Below are 26,142 nucleotides of genomic sequence, written 5' to 3'. Positions count from 1 at the left end.
AGGCGAATACATGATGGTAGAGATGCAAAAATTGCACTATTTTAAAGATTTTATTGAGAAAGAGGAAAGTCCTATCGGGAAAAACCTTTATGTGATGGTATTGGCAGTCGAAGCGTACTATGAATTTATGGCAGAAGTGCTCATCCCAGGGACGTCTCGAAGCATGACACAGTTTAAATTGCTTGAAGAGTTACGTACATTAAAAGTCATTAACGAGCAAGAGTTTGTCATTATGAATGAGACGAGAAAGCTTAAAAATGAGTTGACACACCGCTTGGATTATCAGGTTGATTTGAAATATGTCTATGATTTTTATAACAACTGTACGGTCAAAGATAAAATTATTCCCGATAATAAAGAAGATCATAATGATCTTGAAGCGGCTCTTTTAGATGCACTTTTGAAAAGCTATAAAATCGTTGACCTCAAACTGTATTCCAGAATGCGCAAAGAGCTTGAAAAGGTGCATGGAGTAGCAGAGTGAAATTTAAAGTAACGGGTAAACAGCACATTTCCAAAAACTGTTTGGTGTGCGGCGTTGAAAATCCTTTCGGTCTTAAAACAAAATTTTACGAGCTTGAAAACAAAGAGGTTGTGGCGTACTTTACACCCAATACGTACCTTCAAAGTTACCCTGGCATTTTACATGGTGGTATCTCAGCCTCGATTTTGGATGAGACGATTGGGCGAGCGATTATGGCGCATTATGGGATGGAGAGCTTTGGCGTGACGATAGAGCTAACGCTCAAATATAAAAAACCTGTACCTCTCGATGTAGAACTTAAAGTCGTTGGGCGTATGACCCATGATAAAGGGCGTATTTTTGAAGGCACGGGAGAGCTGATACTTCCCAATGGTGACATAGCGGTTACCGCGTCAGGTCGCTACATGAAACGTGATGTCACACAGATTGTTGAAAATGATTTTATCGAAGATGAGTGGTTTGAAAGCGATGGAATCGATAAAGACGAGATAGACCTTTAAGTGACTGAGCCATACCGCATTCTTCAAAGTGTCTTTGGACACCATAGTTTTCGAGCGTATCAAGAAGAGGCTGTCAATGCAATCTTAGCGCAAAAAGACATTATGATGATCTTGCCCACAGGGGCGGGGAAGTCTCTGTGTTATCAGCTACCTTCTTTGGTGATGGAAGGTATTAGCGTGGTGATTTCGCCTCTTTTAGCCTTGATGCACGACCAAATCACCGCACTTTCTACCTTTGGCATTAAAGCTTCTATGATCTCTTCGATGCAATCTCCATCCGAAATTCAAGAGACCATGCAAGCGTGCCGCAAAGGTGAACTCAAGCTTTTGTATGTTGCCCCTGAACGCTTAAAGGGTGAGTCATTTTTAAACTTCTTACAAACTCTTCCCCTTAACTTTTTTGTCATTGATGAAGCGCATTGTGTGAGTGAATGGGGGCATGAATTTAGAGAAGATTACCGCCAACTTTTTCGCCTCAAACTTTACTTTCCACAAACACCCATTGCTGCTTTTACGGCGACGGCAACGAAGATTGTCGAACACGATATTCTGCATCAATTAAGCCTCTCCAATCCCTTAATCATTCGTGCCAAAGTGGAGAGAGACAATCTTGTCATTAAAGCTGACTATCGCAATGCCAATGGGCGTGAACAACTCCTTGCTTTTTTGAGTGGTTTTGAAAAAGAGAGTGGCATCATCTACACCTTGAGTCGAAAAGATACCGAAAGTTTAGCGCTGTTTTTAGGAACGCACAAAATCCTCGCACGTGCTTACCATGCAGGACTTCCCACGGAAGAGAAAAATGAGACCTTTCGCGCATTTTTAAACGATGAAATTCAAGTCGTTGTGGCAACCATCGCCTTTGGTATGGGTATCGATAAGAGCAACATTCGTTTTGTGGTGCATATGTCACTGCCTAAAACTATCGAAAACTACTACCAAGAAATTGGACGTGCTGGTCGTGATGGCTTGCCATCTTCGACCTTGCTGCTTTTTTCCAATTCTGACATCGTGGAGCATAAGCGCCGCATCGGTGAACAGCCAACATCGGAGTATCAAAAAGTAGCCTATGAAAAATTAGAGGCAATGGCAAAATTTGCAACGTCACAAGTGTGCCGCCACCAACAGATCGCGAACTACTTTGATGACACGATAAATCCTTGTGTAACGCGTTGCGATAATTGCGTCGATGGCGAGAAGGAAAGTGTTGATATCTCACATGAAGCGTTAAAGCTTTTATCGAGTGTGTACCGCACAGGGCAACGTTTTGGACTGCAATACGTCGTGGATGTGTTAATGGGGGCAAATAGTGAAAAGATAGAACAAAATGGGCATCAAAGTCTTTCTGTTTTTGGCATTGGAAGCGATAAAACCAAAGCGCAGTGGCTCAGCATCGGCGACAGGCTGATGGAGCTTGAAGCGTTAAAAGTAGGCGAATACCGCGTGATAAGTCTCAGTGAATTTGGTGCGCAAATCATCAAACAACGTTTACATGTAAGCATTCATGCGAAGCGTTTGGAAGAGCACAAAAGAGCCTCTAAAAAAGCGAAACAGGTTGTCACGGGCACGTTTGAACTCTCTACGTTTGAGCGATTACGTACCCTTCGTTCAGAAATTGCCAAAGAAAATGGCATTCCACCATATGTCGTCTTTAGCGATAAAACCCTTAAAGAGATGGCAGAAAAATTGCCGCATGACAAAGAGGCGATGCTAGACATCAGTGGTGTGGGCGAAGTGAAGTTTGAGCGCTATGGCGAAGCCTTTTTAGAGCTGTGCGCCAAGCTTGCTTAGTTTTTTACATGTAAAACAACCAAAGGATAACAATGAGTGCAGGACAGAGTCGAAGTAACATCCAAAAAGGGGTTAAAGTCTTGATCGTTTTAAAAGAAGATCAACGTAGTGGCAAGCTTACAGAAGGTGTCGTTAAAGACATTCTGACCAATTCAGCGAACCATCCGCATGGCATCAAAGTGCGCCTTGAAAGTGGTGCGGTTGGGCGTGTGAAAGAGATTATTCTCTAAGCTTACATGTAAAGCCTAAAATCTACTCCAAATCGCGAAGGCGGTCGTAGAGAAAAAGCGATTTTTCCTCAAATCCGGCAATGCTAAAGGTGGAGGATGGGGTTGAATGGAAAGCTAAAAGAAGCGCTCTAATCTTTGTTACAAAGGCTTTATCCATCTGTTTTGAAGCAATCATCAAATCATACGGTATCTCTTCTGAAGTGGCAAGGATGCGAATTTTTTCTTTTTCCTCTTTGGAAAGTGCGCGATAAACTCCATCAACCACAGCTCCTGCTTCGATTGATTTTTCAAATAAGGCTTGAATGATTTTAGGATGTTTTTTTAGCATATAAATTTTGCCAAGCTCTTTTTCAGGATCAATCCCATTTTGGCGCATCATAAACTGTGGATAGAGGTACCCTGAGGTCGAATCAACATCGGTAAATCCAAAGCTTTTACCCCTCAAATCGGCAAAGGTTTGAATGGAACTGTCGCTTAATGTAACAATCAAGCTATGATACGAGCTTCGAACATTTCCCTGGCTATCGGCAAATTTAATAGTTGCTAAATAGTGTGCCTCAGGCTCTTTTAAACGCAATGTGGCAAACAATTTGGGCGAAATGGAGGCAATGTCGACACTGCCTTGCTCTATCAGTGTTACGAGATGATTGTAATCTTTGGAAACCACAAAAACGATTTCACGATCCAACGCCTTTTCAAGGTAGCCAATCAGCTCAGCATGAATCGTTTGAAGCTCTGGAGTGGTTTTATAAGGATTTACCGCAAAGACAAGCTTTTGTTTTTCATTGGCAAAAAGTGAGAGACACAATAGGAGCACAATGCTCAAAATGTTTTTAATCTTCATGTTCAACCCTGTTCCTTCCGCTGTTTTTGGCTCGGTACAGTGCGTTATCGGCACGCCTTAAAATGCTGTTTGGGGTGTCGCCCACATGGTGCGTGGAAACGCCCAAACTCATTGTGACACGTTGTGGGTAGTGCTCAAACGTGAAGTGGTAAATGGTTGAGCGCATCTGTTCTGCCATAACAAGCGCTCCTTCAAGGCTCGTTTGGGGCAAAATCAGTAAAAACTCTTCTCCACCCCAACGTCCAAGTATATCACTCGTTCGGATGGATTCACGCATCAGGCGTGCAGTATGAACCAAAACGTGGTCGCCTATCTCGTGTCCGTAAGTATCGTTGATGGTTTTAAAACGGTCAATGTCGATCATAACAATTGAAAAGAAGCTTCCTCTCTCACTCTCTTTGAGTTTTTGCTCCAAACACTCCTCTAGTTTGCGTCTGTTGGAAAGATTGGTTAGCTGGTCGGTACTGCTTAAGAGTTCAAGTGCATTTTGGGTGTCGGCGACTTTTTGGCTCATATTAAACAGTGCTTCGGCAATTTTTTTCACCTCAGGCGTGGTACGCTCTTTGGTTACCTGCTTGATGGTAGCAATAACCTCCTTGATATCCAAACGGTCTTCGTAAAAGTCAATGAGGACTTGCGCAAGCGCTTTATACTCTCTAAGATGCTTCAGCAATGTAAAATGAAGGGCAAGAACAAGTATGATGAGGGCAAACCCAATACCCACAAAAAAGTTAGTACGCGCCTCTTTGAGGGCACTGAGCTCTTCTGCCGAAGTCAGTCCGATGTTAAAGCTTGCCTCTTTAATGCTTCCTGCTTGGAGCATTACATGTAAAGATGAGGCGTTGGTAAGTTTTTGCTCTTTCGTTGTAGAGAGGGTTTGATGCTCAGAGTGGTAAGCGATGCTCATCGTGGTACCTTGCACCATAGAAGCAAGCAATGCGTCATCGATAATCAGTGCAACACTGATGATGCCGATGGGCTTTTGCCCGTACTGCTTAACGCGCTTTGCGTAGACTAAACACTCCTCTCCATCGACTAGATCGATGCCTAGGAACGTGTCATTTTGAAGGGCTTGTTGAACGTAGAAACGCTTTGAAACATCATCGGCAAAGCGAAATTCCAGCTCACCTCGGCTGATGATGGTGCCATCCAAATCGATAAAATGAATTTTATCGATGGAAGAGGAGAGAAAGAGTTTGCTCCAATTGTAGAGCATATCGGTGTCATTGCTGATAATGCCTGTAATGACCTCTTGGGAATTGATGAGGATTTGCGCCGTTTTTTGTAATGATTCGAGTTTTTCTTCAAAGCGCTTTTGAATCATGTCTGATTGGATCAGATTTTTTTGATCAAAAGCTGTTTTTTGGGTCAGGTAAAGGGATTGAATTTGGTAAATCCCAAAAAGTAAAATGGCAGCAAGCTGCATGATCGTTAGAAAAAGGATTTTATTGTAGAGTTTCATACAGAGGCACTTTGAGGGTTCGTTTAAAGGTTTCGTAGAAGTGCTCATCCTTTTTCACAAAGCCAGCACTGGCCCATCCAAGATGTTCTTCAAATGCTTTGTTGGAGGGCGCATCTAAAGGGATGTTCTCAAGCAGGTGCGCAATGCGTTGACTCTCTTTTAAGGAGACATTTGCGGAGGCTACAATGGCATCAAGCGGAATGGGCTCAGACGTGGCAAGAATGGTAAGACGATCACCGTATTTTTCCAAAGCGTTATAGTAGGTACCATCCGAGATAGCGCCAACTTCAATGGAGTGGCTCATCAATGCTTCAATGACTTTATCGTGTTTTTTGAGAAAAAAGACTTTTTGAAAAAACGTATAGGGGTTGATGTGATGCTCTTCAAAAATGATCATGGGATACGCATAGCCAGAGGTTGACTCTTTGTCAGTAAAGGCGAAGTGTTTACCCTGTGCTCCTTCCAATGAGGTAATGTTAGCGTCTTTCATCGCTACAATAAAGGATTGATAATACGGGGTGATTTGCCCACTTTTCGAGTGTTCCAAGTAGGTCACAAGGTAGTGAAGGGACGGGATTTTCTCTTTAAGTAGCACAAAATTTTTCGTATTGACCCAGGCAAAATCAACGCTTTTTTCTTCAATGCGCCTTGTGAGCTCTTCGTAGTCTTTTGTCACAACGAGCTTAAACGTATCGCCACTTTGCGCACTTAAGTACTCCATTAAAGGGGTGAGCGCTTGTGTGATTTTTGCAGGTGTGTTGGAAGGGTAGGTTGCGAACGTATACTCTTTGGCGCTCAGTGTGGTGAAAAGAACAAAAGAGAAAACAAAGAGTTTTAGAAGCATTTAATTCTCAATACAGTATGAATTATAGATTATTAAATTTTAGCATAATATTCTAGGATAAAAATTAAAGAGAATATTTCTGTAACTCTTTTGTAAGCTTTAAAGAAGTGGTGTTATGATAGATTCTTTATGCGTCAAATGATCCAAAGGATGAAACATGAGTGAGTTATTTCAACAAGAGTGGTTTACACTGTACGGTATTCCCGTTTTAATTGCTCTTGCACGTATTGCGGATGTGAGCATTGGTACACTTCGCATTATTTTTGTTTCAAAAGGGCTCAGACTGTGGGCGCCTATCTTAGGTTTTTTTGAAGTTACCATCTGGCTTTTAGCCATCTCTAAAGTCATGGAAAATCTGACCAATCCTATTAATTATATTGCCTATGCCATTGGTTTTTCACTCGGTAATTACATCGGAATGTTTATTGAAAATCGTTTGGCGATTGGCATGGTGGTGGTGCGCATTATTACCAAGCGAGACTCTCACATTTTAGTTGCTGCTTTGCGTGCGCTGAAATACAGTGTCACGGTTGCCGATGCTGAAGGCAATGCTGGGGCTGTTAACATTATCTTTACGGTCATTAAACGCTCTAGCATTGCCGTTGTACGTGAGTTGATCGCTAAGCACAATCCTCTAGCGGTTTATTCCATCGAAGACGTAAGACACGCCAGTGATCCTAGCTTCCCCACGGAGATCAGCAGACGTTCACGTTTCTCACAACTTTTCAGAGGAATGCGTAAGTAAAGTTTGCGTTACATGTAAAACGATTAACGCACAAAATTGGTCATAATTTTTGCTTCTTGGAGCGGCGCTACGATGTTGTTTTCTTTCGCATTTTGCATGACTTTAAGTGTCCATGCCATATTTTTACCCAAAACTCTGGCGATTTGCATGCCCTCAAGATCTTCATGCACTTCCCCAGGAACTCTTCCGTGGGCGACATTCCAATAATTGGTTGTGGGCATAATCATCTCAGCATACGTCAGATAGTGATTCATCGCATCAAAGGTACTGACACCACCTGAACGACGAACGGCTACGATGCTAGCACCCACTTTATGACGAAAAAGATTGCCATTGGCGGAAGAGACGTAAAAAGCACGATCCAAAAAGGATTTCATTGTTCCCGCAATGCCTGCCCAATGCACAGGTGTTCCAAGGAGTATGCCATCGGCTTTTTTCATTTTTTGGACGCACTCATTGACGTATTCATCATCTTTCGCCACACAGCGTTCATCTTGGTTTTTAGCACAGGCGCCACAGCCAAAACAGCCACGAATAGTTTTATTGCCGATGTGTAACACTTCTGTGGTGATTCCCTCTTTGGCCAATTCTTGTGCAATCGTATCGATAAGCTGTGCAGTGTTTCCATTTTTGTTTGGACTTCCATTAATCGCTACTACGTTCATATGCTTTCATCTCCTCTGTTTTTTTGGTACTTATTGATAGAATTGTAACGCATTGTGTCACAAAAACGATAGACCATTAATATAAAATTATTGCCTATTACTGTACACTATGGTTTTACATGTAAAAGGATTACCATGAATACTTTTTCCAAAAAAGATGATTTAATTCAGCTCTTAGAATCTCTTATTCTCGAAGAGGGCACGACGCAAACCGACATCACCTCTCTTAGTCTTTCCAAAGTCTCTACAAATTCAGAGTTTGCCTGTTCCATGATGGAGCCTTCGGTCTATTTTATTGCCAGAGGGGTTAAAGAAGTTCATTTGGCGGAGCAAATTTACACCTACGATGCATCTACGTATCTGATCTCTTCGGTGCATTTACCTATGAGTGGCAAAGTCATAGAAGCAAGCCAAAAGGTTCCCTATTTGGCGTTGAAACTTACATTTAGTTTGGATGAAATGATGGAAGTGGTGCAAGAAAGTGGCGATGTATTGACTCGACCTTGTACGAACAAATGTGACTGTGCTTTGGTCATGGGTAAAATGGACGACGCCCTTTTGGACGCGCTCATTCGTTTGGTTTCGCTTTTAAAAAATCCAAAAATGATTGCAACACTCTCACCACTTATTATCAAAGAGATTTTGTACCGATTGCTAGATCATCACCCGCAGATGTTTATCAAACAGTTTGCTACGATGGGAAGCTATGCGTATCGCATTATGCAAGCGATTCATCAGATCAATACCCATTTTGAAGAGCCTTTACGTATTAGTGAAATGGCACACAGTCTTGGCATGAGCAATTCCTTGTTCCATCGGCATTTTAAAAGTGTGACGACCCTGACACCGATTCAATACCAAAAAAAAGTACGCCTACAAATGGCGCGAAAGCTTCTTTTATCGCAACAGATTGACGCGGCTATGGCTTCGTTTCAAGTAGGTTACGCGAGCCCTTCTCACTTTAGCAGAGAGTATACCCGCATGTATGGATTACCTCCCAAAAGCGATACGAAACGCTAAAAATATCCTCATTAAATCTTTGCATGTAACGTCACTTCATCCTTTTCTTCAAATGTAACGCATTTACAACACATGACCGCTATGATTCCTTAACACAAACAAAGGAGTCTCGCCATGAATATTTCAAAACAACTTTTAGTCATGCTTACGGTTGCTATTCTTGCAACATTTACGATTTTTGGAATTAGTTTTCTAAAAATGAATACAGTATTTGAGGAGACAAATTACAGTAATGTCAATTCTCTTCCGAGCGTATTCGTGTTGAATAATGCCATGCAAGAGGCGTATCGATTAAGATTGTATGTGTGGGAGCACATATCTCAAACCGATCAGAAAGAGTGGGAACGAGTCGAGGGAAATATTGAGAAAGCAAAAATAGCGCTTAAAGAGAGTTTGAAAGCGTATGAACTTTTATTTTCAAATGATCAAGATAAGGTATTGTTTTCGAAAGATCATGAGGCAGTTGAGCGCTATTTTAGTTTGTTAGAAAAATTAACAATCTTGTCACGAGAGCAGAAACAAACTGAAATTAATGCAATGGTCGATAGCAATAAATTGATTATTCAAAACTTAACCCATGTCTTTGAAGAGCATATGAAATACAATTTTGAACTTGCAAAACATGAAGCCGATCATGCGATGAATGAAAAACAAAAGGCTGTTTATATAATGATCTTTGTCTCTATGGCTTCGATGATAACGCTTCTGTTGTTAGGTCTTTCCATTCGACACAATATTATCAAAGGTGTTAAAATTATTAGCGATGGGATGGTCTCCTTTGTGCAAAACAAAGCACTTAGCTTTAGAATCACCTATGACAAGAAAAATGAGCTTAAAAAGATCTCCGATAGTTTTAATGCTCTAGTGACGACCTTAGAGCATACCATTGTCGATGCCAAGCACTCTTCAAGTGAAAATGCCTCTGTGTCGCATGAACTGAGCACAACGAGTATGCAAATCGGACGCAATGCCGAAAAAAGTACAACCATCGTTGAAAATACAATTCAAGAGATCGCGACGATTAAAACCTTTGTGCAAGAGACTGCTGCACTTTCCGAATTGATGAAAAAAAGCATCACGGACGCAGGTCAAAAACTGGATAACGCTAAAAATGAGGTCATTACCCTTCGCAATGAAGTGGGCATTGCTAGTGAAGCCGAAACAGCTTTGGCTCAAAAACTAGAGCAGATGAGTCACGATGCCGAGCAAGTCAAACAAATTTTAACGGTCATCTCTGATATTGCTGATCAAACGAATCTTTTGGCTTTAAATGCTGCCATCGAAGCCGCACGAGCAGGTGAGCATGGACGAGGATTTGCGGTTGTCGCCGATGAAGTGCGAAAACTGGCAGAGCGGACGCAAAATTCACTGACGGAAATTAATGCGACGATTAACGTTATCGTCCAGTCCATCGTTGATTCTTCCGATCAAATGGGTAAAAATGCCAAAAACATTCAACGCCTTTCTGATGTCTCAACGGGTGTGGAAGAGACCATCCTTGGCACAACAACGGTCATGCAAGAAAGCGTTGTCTCTGTCACCACCAGTGCGGCAAATTCGATTCGTATCGCCAGCGACACGGATAGAATTGTCTCTATGGTCGGCAACATCAATGCGCTAACGAGTGAAAATGCCAGAAGTGTTGAAGAGATCGCCTCTGCGGCGGATCATCTCTCTAAATTAGCTGAAAATCTTAATGGCAAATTGAATCAATTTAAGTCGTAACTGCATTTTGGAGATAAAGCGCGTTCTTTATCTCCATTTTTTTACAAACCCAACAGCATAAATGCCAAAGAGAGCATCACGATGCCGATGAGCACTTCCAAAATCTTCCAAGAAATCGGCTTTTGAAAAATAGGTGTTAAAATCCTAGCTCCATAGCCCAAAGAGAAGAAAAACACGAAAGATGAAGTCATCGCCCCAAAACCAAACAGCGGTGCAAGGGCGCCAAACTTGGTCGAAACGGAGCCGAGTAAAATGACGGTATCGAGATACACATGCGGGTTGAGCCACGTAAATGCGAGTACGAGAAGAATGGTTTTTGCAAGCGAAGTCGTTGGTTGGTCGAGCGGATTTAGCTCATGTGACATACTCCATGCCGAGTAAAAACTTTTCAAACCATAGATAAACAAAAAGGCGAAACCACCATACTTTGCGACGGTTTGTAATGTAGGAAACTGCTCTACCAAATAGCCAAACCCCGAAATACCAGCGAAAATTAAGATGGCATCAGAGAGTGCACAGACAAAACAGATGACAAATACATGCTCTTTTTTAATGCCTTGCTTGAGTACAAAAGCATTTTGCGCCCCAATGGCAAGGATAAGTGAAAAACCGAGGCTAAAACCTGAGATAAATGCGTTCATTGAGTGTTCTTTGTGGTGAAAATAGGGGATTATGTTAGCAAAATATTGGTTAATTTAATTTTTTACATGTAAAGCTTTCCACGCCCAAACTCTCTCCCCTAAAAGACCCACACCAACGGCAACGACACTGTATTCAAACACCCCAGCGACCTTTTGTGCCCAGAAGCTATGAAGAAGAGCAAGTGCTAATGCTACATAGACCGATTTATGGTACTTTGAAAACTTTGCGAAGAGCTTTTTAAACGAAGTAAGCGCCATGAAAAGAAGGATGATAAAAGCGATAGCCCCGATATAGATGAACGGTTTTTTGAGGCTTTTTTCAAAGATCGTGATGAAGTCAAATTCGCTGTCTAGGACAATAAAAACGCTTACATGTAAAAGGGCATAAGCAAAGCTCAAAAGCCCGATGGTTTTACGATAACGAAGAAAATTGAGACTGCAAATACGTTTACATGTAGAAGGTACGAGTGAAAGTAAAAGAAGCGTTATCGCCCCAACGCCCGTGATGTTGTAGAGCATCTTAATGGGGTCGATGGCACTTTCAAGTTTAAAGTACGCAAACCCCAGTGGGAGAAGGGCAAGAAGGACGAGGAGGGCTTTCAAAAGAATTTCCTTAAGTCCATTCCTGCGTAAAATCCTGCGACCTCTTTTTCGTAGCCGTTAAAGGGCAAGGTGGCTTGTTTGGTCAGTTTTCCGAGCAAGCGCTCTTTGGATTGTGTCCATCTTGGGTGGTCAACGGCAGGATTGACATTGGCGTAAAAGCCGTACTCCTTGGCGTCGATGGCTTGCCATGTATTGAGCGGTTCGCTCTCCACACATTCGATGAGATCGAGTGATTTGATGGACTTAAAGCCGTATTTCCACGGCACAACAAGACGAATCGGAGCGCCATTTTGCGGAAGCAGGCGTTTGCCGTACATGCCCACAGCGATGAACGTGAGTGGGTTGCGTGCCTCGTCCATGCGCAAGCCTTCAACATACGGATGAGGGATGGAAGCAAAGATGCCTTTGGCTTGGTCGGGAAAGAGGGCAGGGTCATGGCGCGTGGTGAACTTGACGTATTTGGCTTTGCTGTTTGGCTCTAAGTAATCAAGCAATTTGTACAGTGGAAAGCCGATCCACGGAACGACCATCGACCAGCCCTCAACACAGCGAAAGCGGTAAATGCGCTCCTCTAGTCCAAATTTGGCGATGAGCTCATCGACTCTAAGCATCTGTTCGGTTTTGATGTCGCCAAAAAAGCCAACACTCCATGGATCTGTTTTCATCTTTTGAGAGAGTTTGACGGGAGCAGTTTTGTCGGTTGAAAATTCGTAAAAATTGACATAATTGGTGATCTGCTCAAAGGTGTTGGGCGAGAGTTTGAGCGGATTGGGATCAGGCGTGTAAGTGAGGCTCATATCTAAGAGAGTGTCGGCTAAAAGCTGTGAAATAGCGGTGCTACTTACCAGAGCGCCAGCTCCAAGTTTTAAAAAGTGACGGCGTGCTTCAAAAAGTGCTTCAGGGGTGATGTTCATGGCAAACTCCTCACGTGAATTTGCCTTATTTTAACAGAAAACTATCAACAAAAAATCAATGATTTTTACGCCACTCTTCGATGATCATTCGAGCTATAGATGTCTCATGCGACAAAGGTGGAAGCGCATTAATGTTAAACCACTGCGCATCTTCGATCTCCTCTTCTTGAATGTGAATCTCACCGCTTTCATACTCGGCAAAAAAACCAAGCATCAAGGAGTGCGGAAACGGCCAAGACTGTGAGCCAAAGTAGCGAAGATTTTTTACGCGAATGCCTACTTCTTCAAACACTTCGCGGTGAAGGGCTGCTTCGACACTTTCGCCTGCTTCGACAAAGCCAGCTACTAGACTGTACACACCTTCTTTAAAGTAGGGCGAGCGCGCTAAAAGTATCTCATCGCCTTTCGTAATGAGGGTGATGCACGCAGGCGAAAGACGTGGAAAGATGTAGTTGCCACAGGAGCAGCCCAGTGATGAAAATTTTGAAGTATAACCCACAGGTGCGCCACAGCGACCGCAGAATTGGTTGTCGTAAATCCAGTGCGCGAGTTGTTTGGCGCGTGCGAGCATCGCAAAAAGATGCGGTGGGTAGAGTCCTAAAAAATGGCGTAAATTGGTTTTCACGAGACTTTGCGGAAGTGGCGTGCTTTTTTCCCATGCAAAAAGGATGTACAACTCTTCATCAAAGGAGCCGATGTGAAAGCGATGTTTGGGCTCACCCAAGAGGGCAAAAAATTCCATGGAGGGCAATGTGCCGTCTTCTCTCATCAAAATATCGCTACCGCAAAAGCCGATGACTGTCCCTTTTTTGTCGTCTGCTGGCATAAAAAATGGGGTGAGTTTACGTGACATTATCTCTTCAAGCATAAGAAAACCTTTTTACATGTAAAGTATCAAATGATAGCAAATTCTGGTTAAAGCATGCCCAAAGAGGTGGTCTCTTTGGGCAAAACGTTACGCGGTTTTGAACTGTGATAAGGTGTGGCTGAGCGTGGAAGAGAGCTTGGAGAGGTGTTCGGCTGCTGCTGCGATCTCTTCAACACTTCTGGCGTTGGAGCTTGAGAGCGTGTTAATTTCACCGATTTTTTCGATGACGGCTGTTTTGATGAGCTTGACGTTGCCATTGGCTTTAGTGACGACCTCTTCAGTTGCGTTGACACTCTGTTCTAGCATACCCACGGCGTCATTCGTTTGGGTGGTCACTTGGTTTGAAAACTCGGAAAGCTCGTGGATGCGTTTGGCGTTGTGGTTTATCTCACCACTGATGTCGCTGATGGACTGAACGATGACATTGACCGTGGCATTGGTCTCGATGAGGCTTTTTTGAGTGCGTTCTGCCAGTTTACGCACTTCATCCGCGACCACGGCAAAGCCACGTCCGTGTTCCCCTGCGCGCGCCGCTTCAATGGCGGCATTCAGTGCCAAAAGATTGGTCTGATCGGCAATATCGCCGATGACATCCAGTACAGATTTGACCTGTTCGGCTTCGCTTGAGAGGCGATTGAGGCGTTCATTGATCGCCGCTTCGGCTTCTGCTGTTTGGCTAAGCTGTGAGAGCGTTTCATTGAGCAGTTCTTGAGCCCCTAGTAAGCTTTTTTGCGCATCGGTTGTAATTTCTTTGACATTTTGAGATTGTACGCTTGCCTCACCAATTGCTTTGGCAACTTCTTTTGCATCATTCGTGGTTTCAAAAACAACTTTGGCTTCTTCTTCGGCGCGCTTGCCGATCTGAAGGCTCGTACTGGAGAGCTCTTCAGCAACGGAAGCATTTTCAAGCGCGTTGCTTTTTGCTTGGTTAAGGGCCTCTGCAACATCGGCGATCAGTGCGTTGATGGAACTGACAATGTCGTTGATCTCATCTTTCGTGCCTGTGGTGATGCTCACGCTGAGATCTTTGCTCTGGCGCATCTTCTCACACGCTGTTTTAGCATGTGCCACAGAGTTTTTGATGGAGCGTGTGACGATAAAAAAGATCGTAAAGACAAAAAGAAAAATCACGCCAAGCGATATTTGCGATATGAGTTTATTGGTATCCAAACGGTTGAAGTTATTGGTTTTCACGCTGAGTGCTAAATCATCGAGTTTTTCGGTAATGACGACAAACGCTTGACTGCTTTTTTTGTAGTATTCGTTGAGCTTTTTTGCATCTTCTGGATAAGTTTGCGCAAAGCTTGGCTCGTGCATTGTGGCGCCGTATTTTCCAAACAGTTGCATGCGCGGAGTGTTGACATCATGCCATTCAACAAGCACATTTTTAAGACTTGCGATGCGCTGATGGTTTTGCGGACTCATAAGCATCAACTTAAGCGCTTCTAAATCAGCGAGTAATTTTTGATAGATTTTTTCGTAATGATCGAGATTGGACTGTTTAAAATAGATCTGATAATCACGCTGTTGAATGCGAAGGTCTAAAATAGAATTTTCGATATCTGCGATACTGGTCAACCGAATGGCAGCCATTTTGGCATCGTTTGCCTCTTTGATAATCTCAACGCCAATGGCACTGAAACCTAGGAAAATAATGACAAGCAAAAAGACAAGCTTGTTTTTGATGGAAGCTAAATACATAACGCCCCTTTAAAGTTTTTGGTGCGTATAGTAGCGGTCTTGCGTAAATTATATGTAAATTTATAAGAAAAAATAAGGAAAAATGGATGATCTTTTGAGCTTTAAAACCTTTACATGTAAAGAGGAATGTAACGCAAATATCACACTTGAAATGTATACTCTCCCATACCAAATAGTAAAGGCTATACGCGATGAGAAAAGAGTACTTAACCATTTTAGAATGCGTAGGACACGGGTTTTGGGAGTGGAATCCACTCGGCAATCGCATCATGTTGTCACCGCAATGGGTCACGATGTTGGGCTATGAATTTGAGGCGTTCGAGCAGAGCAAAGAGCGTTGGATGTCGCTCATTCACCCCGAAGATCTCAGCTACTGTCTCAATGAACTCACGGCGCTTTTAAGTGGCAGAAGCAAGCATTACCAGCATCAGCACCGCATGTTGTGCCATGATGGAAGCTATAAATGGGTGCTGGATCAAGCCAAAGTGATTGCGTACAATGCAGATGGGTATCCGACCAAAGTTGTGGGAACCCACACCGATATTCACGATCTTAGAACGACCATCGAGATGTACAAACAACAACGAAAATAAGCTTTACATGTAAAGCTTATGTGTATCTTACAAATCGATCTCAATACCGACAGGGCAATGATCCGAGCCTCCGATGTGACTTAGAATAAACGCATCTCTCAGACGAGGTTCCAGCTCTTTGGAAATGAAAAAATAATCAATCCGCCACCCGACATTACGTTCCCTCGCACCAAAACGATACGACCACCACGAATAGGCATCTGTGATGTCGCCGTGGATATGTCTAAACGTGTCGATGTAGCCATGGTCTAAAAGCCTATCGATCCACGCACGTTCAATCGGCAAAAAACCCGAAGTATCTTCATTGGCTTTAGGATTTTTAAGGTCAATCGCACGGTGCGCCGTGTTGACATCCCCACAGATGATAATGCCTTTTCCCTCTTTTCTTAGCGCTTCTGTGTGTGCTAAAAAATCACTGTAAAATTTCATCTTATGCGCAAGGCGTTCTTCACTTTGTTGCCCGTTGGGAAAGTAGACATTAAATAGCGCAACATCACCAAAATGGTGCTCCAAGATGCGCCCTTCGTGCGTATGGTCGATGTGCCACGCGGTGTCTGTTTTCTCAAAAGGAAGCGTTGAAAAACTCATCGTACCCGAATACCCTTTCTTAGAAGCCGAATTGACATGTTTACATGTAAAGGCATGGTTAAAAAGAGGCTCAGGAATCTGCTCCGCTTCCGCTTTGATCTCTTGCAAGCACAAGACATCGGGAGCGAACGCATCCACCCACGCAAACGCGTTTTTATTAGCAACGGCGCGAATGCCATTGACGTTCCAAGAGATGAGTTTCATAGTGAACTTTCCTTTTTACATGTAAGCCCATCACGTGGCACGGGCATCTCAAGGTAGCTGATCTCCTCTAAACATTCGAGTCTAAAACGATCCAACGGTGAGCGAACCGTATAATACGCCCATTTTCCACGTCGATCAACGCGCAAAAAGCCAGCATCTTTGAGGATTTTGAGATGGCGTGAGACGCGCGACTGGATCATCGAAAATGCCTCTTCGATCTCACACACGCACACTTCGCCGTTTGTGTGAATAAAATGAAGAATTTGCAAGCGCGTTTCGTCATTCAGTGCGCCAACGGTTTTTAAAAAAGTTTCCATGAGCTTCTCTTTGTCTTTATTTGACGTAGTATAGCATAGAAGATTTCACATCAAGATATATTGATCTAATAAAATGCGTTATAATACCCAAAAACAAAAAGGCAAATGATGGCACTTCACACATGGCTTTTGTACACAATGGTTGCATTTATCGCGATAGCAAGCCCAGGTCCCGCGGTTCTCTTGGCGATCAATAACTCTGTGAGTTATGACCTTAAAGCGACTTTCTTTTCATCACTGGGTAATGCCATCGGTCTTTTTGTACTCTCCAGTGCCGCGATGTTAGGTCTTGGTGTGGTATTGAAAACGTCATTGGTGTTGTTTCTGGCGTTTAAAATTTTAGGGGCGTGTTATCTTATTTACATTGGCATTAAGCAGTTTCGCGCATTGGGAAGCATTTTTAAACAGGTGGATCTTGGGCGCCACAAAAGTGTTGCGCATTACGCGAAGATTTTCCAAAAAGGGTTTTTAGTCTGCATCACCAATCCAAAACCGATCATCTTTTTTACGGCACTTTTTCCACCATTTCTCAATCCAGAAGCACCGCTTTTAGAGCAGTTTTTCATCTTAACATTGACCTTTATGCTTCTTTCATTTGGCACATTGATGTGCTATGCCTTTTTTGCGAAGCGATTCAAGTCGTGGTTTTTGACCCATCAACGAGCATTATGGTTCAACCGTGTGAGCGGAGCGATTTTCATCGCTCTTGGTTTTGGGCTTTTAGGACTTGAACGTAAGTAGCTTCTTTCAAAATTAGATTTTGCAAGAAGTAAAAGCAACGAAGGTGCGTGGGCACTCTGCCGAAGAGAACTTAGTGTTAACGTAGTTTTTAAAGCTTTGCTTTAAAAGCGTGTCAAGAGTTAGGAAGAAATTTTTCTTTAATCTTCATGATAAGATAGAAAAAAAGCGGTACAAAAAAGACGCCGATGAGGGTGAGTGTGACCATGCCACCCACAACGGTGGTGCCGATGACATGACGGCTATTGGCTCCCGCACCCGAACTTAGGGCGAGCGGCAAGGTTCCTGCGATAAAGGCAAAGGAGGTCATGATGATCGGGCGAAAACGAATCTTCGCTCCTTCGATCGTTGCATCGATCAAACTGTACCCTTCTTCCATCTTTTGCAAAGCAAATTCCACCATCAAAATCGCATTTTTAGCCGAAAGTCCGACAAGGGTGATAAGTCCTATTTGGAAGTAGATGTTGTTTTGAAGCCCGCGAAGCCAGATGGAGAGTTCTGCCCCAAGCAGCGCAAAGGGAACGGCTAAAACGATCGCCCAAGGAATCATCCAGCTCTCATAAAGTGCCACAAGAATCAAAAAGATGAACACGATCGCGAAAATAAACGAGAGATTGCCTGTTTCAAGGAGTTTTTTCTCTTGTAATGATGCGCCTCCCCATGCGATGGAGTAGCCTTCCGGCAAGACTTCTGCCGCGATCTCTTCCATGATTTTCAGCCCTTCGCCTGAAGAGTAACCTGTATTGGTTTCACCCAAAATTTGAGCCGATGGAAACATATTGAAACGTTTTGTGATGTTGGGATTGATGACACGTTTCAAGGTAACAAGGTCGCTTAATGCAATCGCGTCTCCATCACTGGACTTGATAAAAATATCACTGTAATTTTGTGTTCCTTCTCTAAAATCACCTTTGGCTTGGATATTCACACGGTAACTACGCCCAAAAAGGTTAATATCGTTGATATAAACACTTCCAAACGTGGCTTGAATCGTGGTGTAAATATCGGCAATATCAATGCCATACGCTTGAGCTTTTTGATGATTCACTTCGATGCGATATTGAGGTGTGTTGGTGCTGAGTGTACTGCGCACCGAGCGAAGTTCTTCACGTGTGGATGCGCGTGCTACGATCTCTTTGGCATAATTTTCTAATGAGGCATACGTGCCACCCGTTTTATTTTGAATGTACATCTCAAAACCACCGGAGACGCCAAGACCACTGATAGCAGAGGGTTCAACGGCTACGATGCGTGCTTCTTTATTGGAGGAGAGTTGTTGAATAATCTCTTTTGAAATCGCATCAACACTTTGATTGGCATCTTTGCGCTCATCCCAATCAACAAGACGAACATAACTGTATCCCGCTTCGGTGGTGTAGGCTTTTGAGCTAAAATCAGAGCCTGAAAAACCACCGACTTTATCGACAGAAGGGTGTTTAAGTGCGACATCTCCTACGGCGATATTGATCGCATGAGTGCGTGAGAGTGACGCCGCAGCAGGCAGGGTTGTGACTGCAAAAAAGACCCCTTTATCCTCTTTAGGAACAAGACCTGAGGGGATAATGCTCATCAGTTTGACAATCGCAAAGATCAAAATGCCAAAGAGAAGCAGGTTGAAAAGTGCGTAACGAATTGCATTTTTAACGATCTGCCCAAAATGATGCGTGATGTAATCAAAGAGAGCGTTAAATTTTTGAATAACCCACAACGGTTCCTCTTCCTCTTTTTTCAGAAGCAAAGAGCAAAGTGCTGGGGTGAGTGTTAGCGCAACAAGACCTGAAATGGTGACCGAGATAACAATGGTAATGGCAAATTGACGTGACATCGTTCCACTGAGCCCTCCCATAAACGAGGCAGGAATGAAAACCGCGCATAAAACTAAGACAATGGCAATGACAGGCGCCGTGATCTCTTGCATCGCTTTAATGGTTGCTTCTTTAACGCTAAGGGATTCTTTGCGCAAAATCCGCTCGACATTTTCAATGACGATAATCGCATCGTCCACAACCAAACCAATGGCAAGAGTGAGTCCAAAAAGTGTCAAAAGGTTGATGGAAAAGCCTGTGGCATAAAAGCCTGCAAAGGTGCCGATGATGGAAACAGGGATGGCAAGAACGGGAATGATCGTCGCTCGAATATTGCCCAAAAAGAGGTAAACCACAAAAATAACCAACGCAACCGCTTCTAAGAGGGTGACGATCACCTCTTTAATCGAGGCTTTAACAAACAGTGTTGGATCGTAAGTCGTGCCGATTTTTAGCCCCTCAGGGAAACTTTTTTTGATCTCTTCAAGTTTTTTATCGAGCAAGTCAGAGACTTCAAGTGCATTGGCTTTAGAGGTCAGCGTAATGCGTATCATTGAGGTGGGTTCTTTGTTAAAGAGTCCTTTGAAGAAGTAACGCTCCGAGCCTAGTTCAAGGTTCGCCACATCTTTTAGCCTTAACGCAGAGCCATCAGGGTTGGATTTGACCAAGATTTGCTCAAACTCTTCTGGCGAATTGAGCCTGCCCGTTGATGTGACCGTGTAGGTAAACGCAACAGCGTTTTGAATCGGCTCTTGACCGATTTGCCCCATAGGATACTGCTCATTTTGCGCTTTAATCGCATTCATCACTTCGGTGGTTGTTACGTTGTAAAACGAGAGTTTTTGCGGATCGACCCAAACGCGAATGGCGTACTCTTGATTTCCCACAACTACAGCTTCAGAAACACCAGGGATGCGCTTGAACTCTTCTAAGATGTTGTTAATAGCGTAGTTGGACATAAAAATAGTATCGTAACGGTTGTTTTCTGAGGTGAGTGCTAACACACGCAAGGTATCGTTGGAGCGTTCTGCCACTTCAACGCCTTGACGATTGACCGCGTCAGGAAGTTTGCTCTCCGCCAGCCTCACACGGTTGTTGACATCAAGCTTTGCTTGCGCCATATCCGTGCCGACTTCAAAATAGAGATTCATCGTAAGAAGCCCACTGGGCGACGTGGTTGACATCATGTAGAGCATATTATCCACGCCGTTTATTTTCTCTTCAAGAACGGAAGCTACGGTGTTTTCAAGGGTAATCGCATCCGCACCCGAATAGGTCGTAGAGACGATAATTTGCGGAGGCACAACATCAGGATACTCTTGAACCGGCAACGTACGAATCGCCATAACCCCAGCAATGATGATAATAAGCGAAACAACGATAGCAAAATTGGGTCGATTGATAAAAAATTTAGAAAACATCAAAGCCGCCTAAGGCACAAAATTTGTGGTGAAATAATTGACGCAATGGTAGTATAACTCGGTATAAATATATCTTTAATTCTGGCATGATGACAAAGAGACTTACTGCTTTATAAATAGGTCATTAAAATGTTTCTCAATCCTTTCTAAAATGGCTAAATTTTCGATGTTGAGTTTTGAAAAAGCAAACCACTTTTTACCCAAATCTTTGAGGCTTGCACCGATATGGTACACCTCGGTTCGATCAAGAATTAAAAATCTATCGTGGGCTTGGTTGAATTTTTTAAGCAAAATGGGTGGATACTGTGCGTTGTGTTTTTTGAGGTCAAGTTCAAGTACTTTAGTGATGTTTTGCGTGTAAAGAGTGGCTTTGACATCTTTGCCTCTTTTGGAAAGCAGCGTGAAGACGCTTTCGTCAAGATAATTGTCGATAAGAATAATCTCTGATTTGGCACTCTTGATAAGATCAACACTAAAAACATAAGCATCGTACATTTGCCCGTTGTAAAATATACCTTGTTTTGGTTTGATGGATTTGTCTTCGATGGCACTTAAAATAAGGTCAATTTTTTCATGGGTGAGAAATTGCTTCTGTTCGAGGATGTCAAGACGCTGAAAGATCAAGGCGTTGTTTGTCATAAATTTTTTCATAGCCACAAAACTTTTGATGATTTGAATGCTCATCTCTATGGCAGATTTACTTTTTAAAACCGCTGAAAGCATGGAAACACCTTGTTCGCTAAACGCAAATGGGAGTTTTCTAAGGCCCATAAGCTCTTTATTGGATATCACAAATTGTGACATCCAATTTTCTAACTCCTGTTTTGTCAGTTGAAACATAAATTCAATGGGAAATCGTTTGCTATTACGTTTGACGGCTTGATTTAAAACGCGTGTCTCCACACTATAAAGCTCTGCTAAGTCACGATCTAGCATCACTTGAAGTACACGAATGGTGTAGATTTTTGCTTTAATGTCCTCTTCTTGGGTCAGGATGATTGGGGTCATGAATCTGCCTTACGACTTTAGATTTGTGTTGATTTTATCCTTTTTTGATGTTGCTCGAAAATTTTATGTCAAAATGAAATGCGCTATAATCGTGGCATTGAAGAGGAGTTATCGAATGGAAATTATTCATTTTGAACATGTCAATGTCGCGTATGATGAGCAAGATGTTTTGCATGACATCAATTTAAGCATCAACGAGGGACAACATACGGTGATTTTAGGGGGAAATGGTTCGGGAAAATCGACACTTCTAAAGCTCTTTTCCAACGATCTTTATCCGCGGTTTAACGAAACGACGACCAAAGAGGTTTTTGGCAAAAAGGTGTGGGATATTTGGGAGCTTAAAAAGCATCTGGGCATCATTACGAACGATCTGCACTACCAATTTAGCGAACGAGCACCCGGTCTAAACGCCTTTGAAGTGATACTCTCAGGCTTTTACAGCAGTTTTCACATTTACGAGCATCAAGAATTTTCACCTTTACATGTAAAGAAAGTGGAAGAGGTTTTGGACTTCTTAGGCATACGCCATTTAAGGCATAAACGCATCTCTGAGATGTCCACGGGGGAGCTTAGAAAGTGCATTATTGCGCGCTCCTTGGTGCATGAGCCCAAAGCGATGATAGTCGATGAGCCCACTGTGGGGCTTGACATCAAGGCGCAGCTTAATTTTATAGAGATGATACGCAAAATTGCAGCGCATCGAACCATCATTTTGGTGACGCATCATTTGGAGGAGATTTTTGAAGAGATTTCGCATGTGGTGTTGATCAAAGAGGGGCGAATATTAGCGCAAGGGGCAAAAGAAGCACTGCTAAGTGACGCGCATCTCTCAGAGGTTTTTGATCTGCCTTTACATGTAAAGTGTGAAAAAGGGCGCTATTTTGTTCAAAGCGCGGGGTGATTAAACTTTTTTACAACCCTATTTAGATAAAATTTTTTATTGAAATCTTGCACAAGTCAATCTGTAAGAAGTTAAAGCACCCAAGGTGCGTGGGCTTTCTGCCGAAGAAAACCCAGTGTTAACGTAGCTTTTGAAGCTTTGCTTTAAAAGCGTATGAAGAGTTCCTCAAGAACTCTATCAAATCAAAAGACCCCTAAGGATAATCAATGAGTACGATTAGCGGAAAAGTATGGTGTTTTGGCGATAATATCGACACTGACTTAATCATTGCGGCACGTTATTTAAACACGTCTGATCCAAAAGAGCTGGCAAAGCATGTTATGGAAGATAAAGATCCTGAGTTTGTGAACAAAGTCAAAGCAGGTGACATCATCGTTGCAGGTGAAAACTTTGGCTGTGGTAGCAGTCGTGAGCACGCTCCCATCGCCCTTAAAGCTGCGGGTGTGAGTGCGGTTGTTGCCAAAAGTTTTGCGCGTATTTTTTACCGAAATGCGTTTAACACAGGACTTCCCATTTTTGAACTGGCTGAGACTGACACCATTAAAGAGGGCGAAAGCATCTCGATTTCTATGGAGAGTGGTGAAGTGAAAAATGGTGCAAAAACCTATAAATTTACCCCGATTCCTCCGTTTATGCAAGAGCTTATCGGATGTGGCGGATTGATGAATTATGCGAAAAAAGAGATCATGAAATGAAAAAAATCTACAAAATAGCGGTTATTAGAGGCGATGGTATTGGTCCTGAGATCATTGATGAAGCGATCAAAGTTTTAGACAGTGTCTGTGCGAAAGAGGATTTTGAGCTTCGCTATGAAGACTACTTGATGGGTGGTGTTGCGTATGATTTTAAAGGCACACCGCTTCCGGATGAGACGATTGAGGGTTGTTTGAAAAGTGATGCCGTGTTATTTGGCGCCATCGGTGGTGAAAAATGGGACACGTTGCCTCGTGAATTTCGCCCTGAAACAGGACTTTTGAAGCTTCGTAAAGCGCTTGGATTGTTTGCAAACCTTCGCCCAACGGCTATTTTTGATGAGCTTTTAGATGCGAGTACGCTTAAGCCAGAAGTGCTTAAAGGCGTTGATCTTTTAGTTGTTCGTGAATTGATCGGTGGGATTTATTTTGGTGAACCGCGTGGTAATGATGGCTTTAAAGGCTATAACACGATGGTGTACACCAAGCCTGAGATCGAGCGGATTGCGCATATGGCGTTTGAATCGGCGATGAAACGTCGTAAAATGGTCTGTTCCGTTGATAAAGCCAACGTCTTAGAAGTTTCTCAACTCTGGCGCGATACGGTCATTGAAGTCTCCAAAGCATACCCCGAAGTAACCCTCTCTCACATGTACGTGGACAATGCAGCAATGCAGCTCGTACGTAATCCTCGCCAGTTTGATGTCATCTTAACGGGTAATATCTTTGGTGATATTTTGAGCGATGAGGCCAGTATGATCAGCGGTTCTATTGGACTGCTTCCATCGGCTTCCATCGGCGGAAAAATAGGACTGTTTGAGCCGATTCATGGCTCTGCTCCAGACATTGCAGGTCAAGGCATCGCCAATCCACTTGCGACCATTTTGAGTGCGTCCATGATGCTTCGTTTTGCGCTTGGTGAGACCAAAGCGGCAGATCGCATCGAGCTTGCGATTAAAAAAGTGTTGCATGATGGGTATCGTACCAAAGACTTAGCCAATTACGGTGCCAAAGAGGTCTGTTCAACGACCCAAATTGGTTCTATTATCGCAGATTACACCGCTAAAGTATAGTATGAAAACACTTACTCTCGCTTCAATCTACGAACTCCAAGGTCTCAAAAATGAGGCGTTGGAGATTTACAAAGAACTTTTGCGCGAAAATCCTGATAACAAAGAGGCAAAAATTGCCATCAAACGACTATCCGGCATTCGCAAAAAGTACTTAGGGGTCGATGAAGAGATGAAGAAGTTTTTTTTGACCATGAATTCAGAAGTGGAATTTTTAGAGTTTGAGCGTTGGCTCGTTAAATTATGGAAGTGAAAATATGGAACTAAAAGATATGATTCTCTCAACGCTGAAAGAGCTTGAAGAGGTAGCACCAAAGGAAGAAGAACAACAACAACCACTGCAACCCCCTCGCAAGCGTGAAGAGGTTGAGTTTGAACCTGAGCCTCTTTTAGAGATCACCGAAGAGATCAACACGATTCGAGCGTATGCGATTTCTCATGAAGATGACGACACGTGTGCTGAGAGCCCTAAACAGTTTTATACGAACCTCAGGGAGCGCATCTTGGTGCTTTTTGAAGGGTTTCAATCTCCGAATAATAAAAATATTGAAGCCAAACTCGATTTAACCCTCAACTTTTTAGAGTACCTTTTAGCAACGATTGATGAGCAATTGGAGCAGATGGAAGCCTCTAAAAAATGAAGCTAGAGTGCGTTTTTCCTGCGCATTTTGAACAGCAAATCACCGAAGCGATTGCGTTTTTAAAACCTTATACGAAGCGAGCTTATTTGGTCGGTGGCAGTGTGCGCGACCTTTGCTTGGATGAGCCTTTGCACGATTTGGATATTGAGGTCTATGATATCGAGCCAAAAGCGTTTGAATTGCTGATGAAGCGAATGGGCGCCATTGGCGTGGGAAAAAGTTTTTTTGTTTATAAGCTGGGCGACATCGATTTTTCATTGCCACGCATTGAGCATAAAAGCGGTATCGGGCATAAGGCGTTTGAAGTGCACGTATGTCAGGATGAAAAAGAGGCGTCCAAGAGGCGCGATTTTAGTGTGAATGCGATGATGCGGAACATTTTTACAGGTGAGTTACTCGATTTTTGGGGTGGCAAAGAGGCGATTACACACAAAACGCTTGAAATTATTGATGAGCAGAGTTTCAAAGAAGATAGCCTAAGAGTGCTTCGTGCAGTGCAGTTTAGTGCGCGCCTGGGCTTTAAGATAGAACGTAAAAGCTTGGAGGTGATGCGTGGCATTTCACTCTGTGATTTGAGTCGTCCGCGCATTTTGTGGGAGTTTGAAAAGCTCTTTCGAGCCCCTTGTTTGCACTACGGACTCTTTTACATGTACGCTCTTAATCTTTTTGAAAAATGCTTTACATGTAAGGTGGAAAATCGCTTTTTTGAGATTGCGCGTGAATTGCTACGATACAAGCAAAATTTTGAAGACGCACTTCGTCCTTACTATTTTGTTTATATCGTCGCCAATCGTCTGAAACAAGAACCTTTGAGGTGGTTGAAGCAACTTGAAGCGCCCAATCATTACCTGCAAACCTTCAAACATCAGCCTTTTTTTGAAGGTGAGATCAGCGATGAGATGCTTTTACATGTAAGCCTTGAAATGCCCATTTCGCAGTGGCTTGGCAATTATCGAAGCGGTGTTAAAGAGAGGGCGCAAACGCTTAGAATTTGGGATGAACTATTTACAGGCGATGTGAGCGTTCAAGAGGTAATTGCGGATGGATTTGAAAAAGAAGCCATCAGGTACGAATTAAAACGAAGACGAATCGAAAAAATTAAACAACAGTGTGAGGCATAGCGA

The 26,142-nt window shown here is 43.0% G+C and carries 28 protein-coding genes; 15 read left to right on the top strand and 13 right to left on the bottom strand.

Features of this window, described 5'->3' with window-relative positions; translation table 11 throughout:
* The first annotated feature begins 10 nt into the window (after positions 1–10).
* The 4 genes from SHALO_RS09685 to SHALO_RS09670 are packed head-to-tail and all read left to right on the top strand — an operon-like array spanning position 11 to position 3,005.
* Positions 11–484: a hypothetical protein gene (locus SHALO_RS09685; RefSeq protein WP_069478351.1), complete on the top strand. Its 474-nt coding sequence runs from the start codon at positions 11–13 to the stop codon at positions 482–484.
* Positions 481–984: a PaaI family thioesterase gene (locus tag SHALO_RS09680; protein ID WP_069478350.1), complete on the top strand. Its 504-nt coding sequence runs from the start codon at positions 481–483 to the stop codon at positions 982–984. The genes SHALO_RS09685 and SHALO_RS09680 overlap by 4 nt, the downstream gene beginning before the upstream one ends.
* Positions 985–2,775, top strand: coding sequence for a DNA helicase RecQ (recQ, locus tag SHALO_RS09675; protein ID WP_069478349.1), 1,791 nt, complete (start codon positions 985–987; stop codon positions 2,773–2,775). It abuts the gene before it with no gap.
* Between the two features lie 32 nt (positions 2,776–2,807).
* On the top strand, positions 2,808–3,005 hold the full coding sequence (locus tag SHALO_RS09670; RefSeq protein WP_069478348.1) for a YwbE family protein: 198 nt from the start codon (positions 2,808–2,810) through the stop codon (positions 3,003–3,005).
* Between the two features lie 22 nt (positions 3,006–3,027).
* Here the strand turns inward: SHALO_RS09670 and SHALO_RS09665 are convergent, their stop codons facing one another.
* From SHALO_RS09665 to SHALO_RS09655, 3 genes are read right to left on the bottom strand one after another with little or no spacing between them, the layout of a single operon-like run.
* Positions 3,028–3,849 (bottom strand): phosphate/phosphite/phosphonate ABC transporter substrate-binding protein, encoded by an 822-nt coding sequence (locus tag SHALO_RS09665; RefSeq protein WP_069478347.1) that lies wholly within the window; start codon positions 3,847–3,849, stop codon positions 3,028–3,030.
* Positions 3,839–5,311 (bottom strand): sensor domain-containing diguanylate cyclase, encoded by a 1,473-nt coding sequence (locus SHALO_RS09660; protein ID WP_069478346.1) that lies wholly within the window; start codon positions 5,309–5,311, stop codon positions 3,839–3,841. Before SHALO_RS09660 ends, SHALO_RS09665 begins: the two co-directional genes overlap by 11 nt.
* Positions 5,295–6,155 (bottom strand): phosphate/phosphite/phosphonate ABC transporter substrate-binding protein, encoded by an 861-nt coding sequence (locus SHALO_RS09655; RefSeq protein WP_069478345.1) that lies wholly within the window; start codon positions 6,153–6,155, stop codon positions 5,295–5,297. Before SHALO_RS09655 ends, SHALO_RS09660 begins: the two co-directional genes overlap by 17 nt.
* A gap of 157 nt (positions 6,156–6,312) precedes the next feature.
* On the opposite strand from SHALO_RS09655, the gene SHALO_RS09650 reads away from it, so the two are divergent.
* Positions 6,313–6,900 carry a DUF2179 domain-containing protein gene (locus SHALO_RS09650; RefSeq protein ID WP_069478344.1) on the top strand — a complete coding sequence of 196 codons (588 nt, stop codon included), beginning with the start codon at positions 6,313–6,315 and terminating at the stop codon, positions 6,898–6,900.
* 23 nt (positions 6,901–6,923) lie between these two features.
* Here the strand turns inward: SHALO_RS09650 and SHALO_RS09645 are convergent, their stop codons facing one another.
* The gene (locus SHALO_RS09645; RefSeq protein WP_069478343.1) at positions 6,924–7,565 is read right to left on the bottom strand and encodes a flavodoxin family protein; all 642 of its coding nucleotides are present in this window, start codon (positions 7,563–7,565) and stop codon (positions 6,924–6,926) included.
* A 135-nt stretch (positions 7,566–7,700) separates the two neighbouring features.
* Here SHALO_RS09645 and SHALO_RS09640 point away from each other — a divergent pair, with 135 nt between their 5' ends.
* Together SHALO_RS09640 and SHALO_RS09635 are read left to right on the top strand one after the other, a co-directional pair.
* Complete coding sequence (locus tag SHALO_RS09640) at positions 7,701–8,585, top strand: AraC family transcriptional regulator (RefSeq protein ID WP_069478342.1); 885 nt, start codon at positions 7,701–7,703, stop codon at positions 8,583–8,585.
* A 114-nt stretch (positions 8,586–8,699) separates the two neighbouring features.
* Positions 8,700–10,310 (top strand): methyl-accepting chemotaxis protein, encoded by a 1,611-nt coding sequence (locus SHALO_RS09635; RefSeq protein WP_069478341.1) that lies wholly within the window; start codon positions 8,700–8,702, stop codon positions 10,308–10,310.
* Between the two features lie 41 nt (positions 10,311–10,351).
* On the opposite strand, the gene SHALO_RS09630 is transcribed toward SHALO_RS09635, so the two are convergent.
* From SHALO_RS09630 to SHALO_RS15650, 5 genes are all read right to left on the bottom strand, one after another.
* A complete protein-coding gene (locus SHALO_RS09630) occupies positions 10,352–10,951 on the bottom strand; it encodes a LysE/ArgO family amino acid transporter (RefSeq protein ID WP_069478340.1) in 600 nt (199 codons plus the stop codon).
* A 54-nt stretch (positions 10,952–11,005) separates the two neighbouring features.
* Positions 11,006–11,554, bottom strand: coding sequence for a protein-methionine-sulfoxide reductase heme-binding subunit MsrQ (locus SHALO_RS09625; protein ID WP_069478339.1), 549 nt, complete (start codon positions 11,552–11,554; stop codon positions 11,006–11,008).
* Positions 11,551–12,468, bottom strand: coding sequence for a protein-methionine-sulfoxide reductase catalytic subunit MsrP (gene msrP / locus SHALO_RS09620; RefSeq protein WP_069478338.1), 918 nt, complete (start codon positions 12,466–12,468; stop codon positions 11,551–11,553). Before msrP ends, SHALO_RS09625 begins: the two co-directional genes overlap by 4 nt.
* 55 nt (positions 12,469–12,523) lie before the next feature.
* On the bottom strand, positions 12,524–13,336 hold the full coding sequence (gene nudC / locus SHALO_RS09615) for an NAD(+) diphosphatase (protein ID WP_069478337.1): 813 nt from the start codon (positions 13,334–13,336) through the stop codon (positions 12,524–12,526).
* Positions 13,337–13,423: 87 nt separating this feature from the next.
* A complete protein-coding gene (locus tag SHALO_RS15650; RefSeq protein ID WP_069478336.1) occupies positions 13,424–15,037 on the bottom strand; it encodes a methyl-accepting chemotaxis protein in 1,614 nt (537 codons plus the stop codon).
* A 191-nt stretch (positions 15,038–15,228) separates the two neighbouring features.
* Between SHALO_RS15650 and SHALO_RS09605 the strand changes: the two genes are divergently transcribed.
* The gene (locus SHALO_RS09605; RefSeq protein WP_069478335.1) at positions 15,229–15,630 is read left to right on the top strand and encodes a PAS domain-containing protein; all 402 of its coding nucleotides are present in this window, start codon (positions 15,229–15,231) and stop codon (positions 15,628–15,630) included.
* Between the two features lie 27 nt (positions 15,631–15,657).
* Here the strand turns inward: SHALO_RS09605 and SHALO_RS09600 are convergent, their stop codons facing one another.
* Both SHALO_RS09600 and SHALO_RS09595 read right to left on the bottom strand, forming a co-directional pair.
* A complete protein-coding gene (locus SHALO_RS09600; RefSeq protein ID WP_069478334.1) occupies positions 15,658–16,422 on the bottom strand; it encodes an exodeoxyribonuclease III in 765 nt (254 codons plus the stop codon).
* A complete protein-coding gene (locus tag SHALO_RS09595) occupies positions 16,419–16,739 on the bottom strand; it encodes an ArsR/SmtB family transcription factor (RefSeq protein WP_069478333.1) in 321 nt (106 codons plus the stop codon). The genes SHALO_RS09600 and SHALO_RS09595 overlap by 4 nt, the downstream gene beginning before the upstream one ends.
* A 105-nt stretch (positions 16,740–16,844) precedes the next feature.
* On the opposite strand from SHALO_RS09595, the gene SHALO_RS09590 reads away from it, so the two are divergent.
* Positions 16,845–17,480: a LysE family translocator gene (locus tag SHALO_RS09590; RefSeq protein WP_202968800.1), complete on the top strand. Its 636-nt coding sequence runs from the start codon at positions 16,845–16,847 to the stop codon at positions 17,478–17,480.
* Positions 17,481–17,592: 112 nt separating this feature from the next.
* Here SHALO_RS09590 and SHALO_RS09585 read toward each other — a convergent pair whose 3' ends face one another.
* Both SHALO_RS09585 and SHALO_RS09580 read right to left on the bottom strand, forming a co-directional pair.
* The gene (locus SHALO_RS09585; protein WP_069478331.1) at positions 17,593–20,703 is read right to left on the bottom strand and encodes an efflux RND transporter permease subunit; all 3,111 of its coding nucleotides are present in this window, start codon (positions 20,701–20,703) and stop codon (positions 17,593–17,595) included.
* 102 nt (positions 20,704–20,805) lie between these two features.
* Positions 20,806–21,711: an ORF6N domain-containing protein gene (locus SHALO_RS09580; protein ID WP_069478330.1), complete on the bottom strand. Its 906-nt coding sequence runs from the start codon at positions 21,709–21,711 to the stop codon at positions 20,806–20,808.
* Between the two features lie 115 nt (positions 21,712–21,826).
* On the opposite strand from SHALO_RS09580, the gene SHALO_RS09575 reads away from it, so the two are divergent.
* From SHALO_RS09575 to SHALO_RS09550, 6 genes are all read left to right on the top strand, one after another.
* Complete coding sequence (locus SHALO_RS09575) at positions 21,827–22,615, top strand: ABC transporter ATP-binding protein (protein ID WP_069478329.1); 789 nt, start codon at positions 21,827–21,829, stop codon at positions 22,613–22,615.
* Between the two features lie 206 nt (positions 22,616–22,821).
* Entirely contained in the window at positions 22,822–23,310 is a 489-nt protein-coding gene (locus tag SHALO_RS09570; RefSeq protein ID WP_069478328.1) for a 3-isopropylmalate dehydratase small subunit, read from the top strand.
* On the top strand, positions 23,307–24,380 hold the full coding sequence (gene leuB, locus SHALO_RS09565; RefSeq protein WP_084010859.1) for a 3-isopropylmalate dehydrogenase: 1,074 nt from the start codon (positions 23,307–23,309) through the stop codon (positions 24,378–24,380). The genes SHALO_RS09570 and leuB overlap by 4 nt, the downstream gene beginning before the upstream one ends.
* Before the next feature lies 1 nt (position 24,381).
* Entirely contained in the window at positions 24,382–24,630 is a 249-nt protein-coding gene (locus SHALO_RS09560; RefSeq protein WP_025345259.1) for a tetratricopeptide repeat protein, read from the top strand.
* 4 nt (positions 24,631–24,634) lie between these two features.
* A complete protein-coding gene (locus SHALO_RS09555; protein WP_069478326.1) occupies positions 24,635–25,018 on the top strand; it encodes a CiaD-like domain-containing protein in 384 nt (127 codons plus the stop codon).
* Positions 25,015–26,139: a tRNA nucleotidyltransferase/poly(A) polymerase family protein gene (locus SHALO_RS09550; RefSeq protein WP_069478325.1), complete on the top strand. Its 1,125-nt coding sequence runs from the start codon at positions 25,015–25,017 to the stop codon at positions 26,137–26,139. Before SHALO_RS09555 ends, SHALO_RS09550 begins: the two co-directional genes overlap by 4 nt.
* Positions 26,140–26,142: the final 3 nt, after the last annotated feature.

The sequence above is a fragment of the Sulfurospirillum halorespirans DSM 13726 genome, from assembly GCF_001723605.1.
GTDB lineage: Bacteria > Campylobacterota > Campylobacteria > Campylobacterales > Sulfurospirillaceae > Sulfurospirillum > Sulfurospirillum halorespirans.
This window is presented reverse-complemented; position numbering and strand designations above follow the sequence as displayed.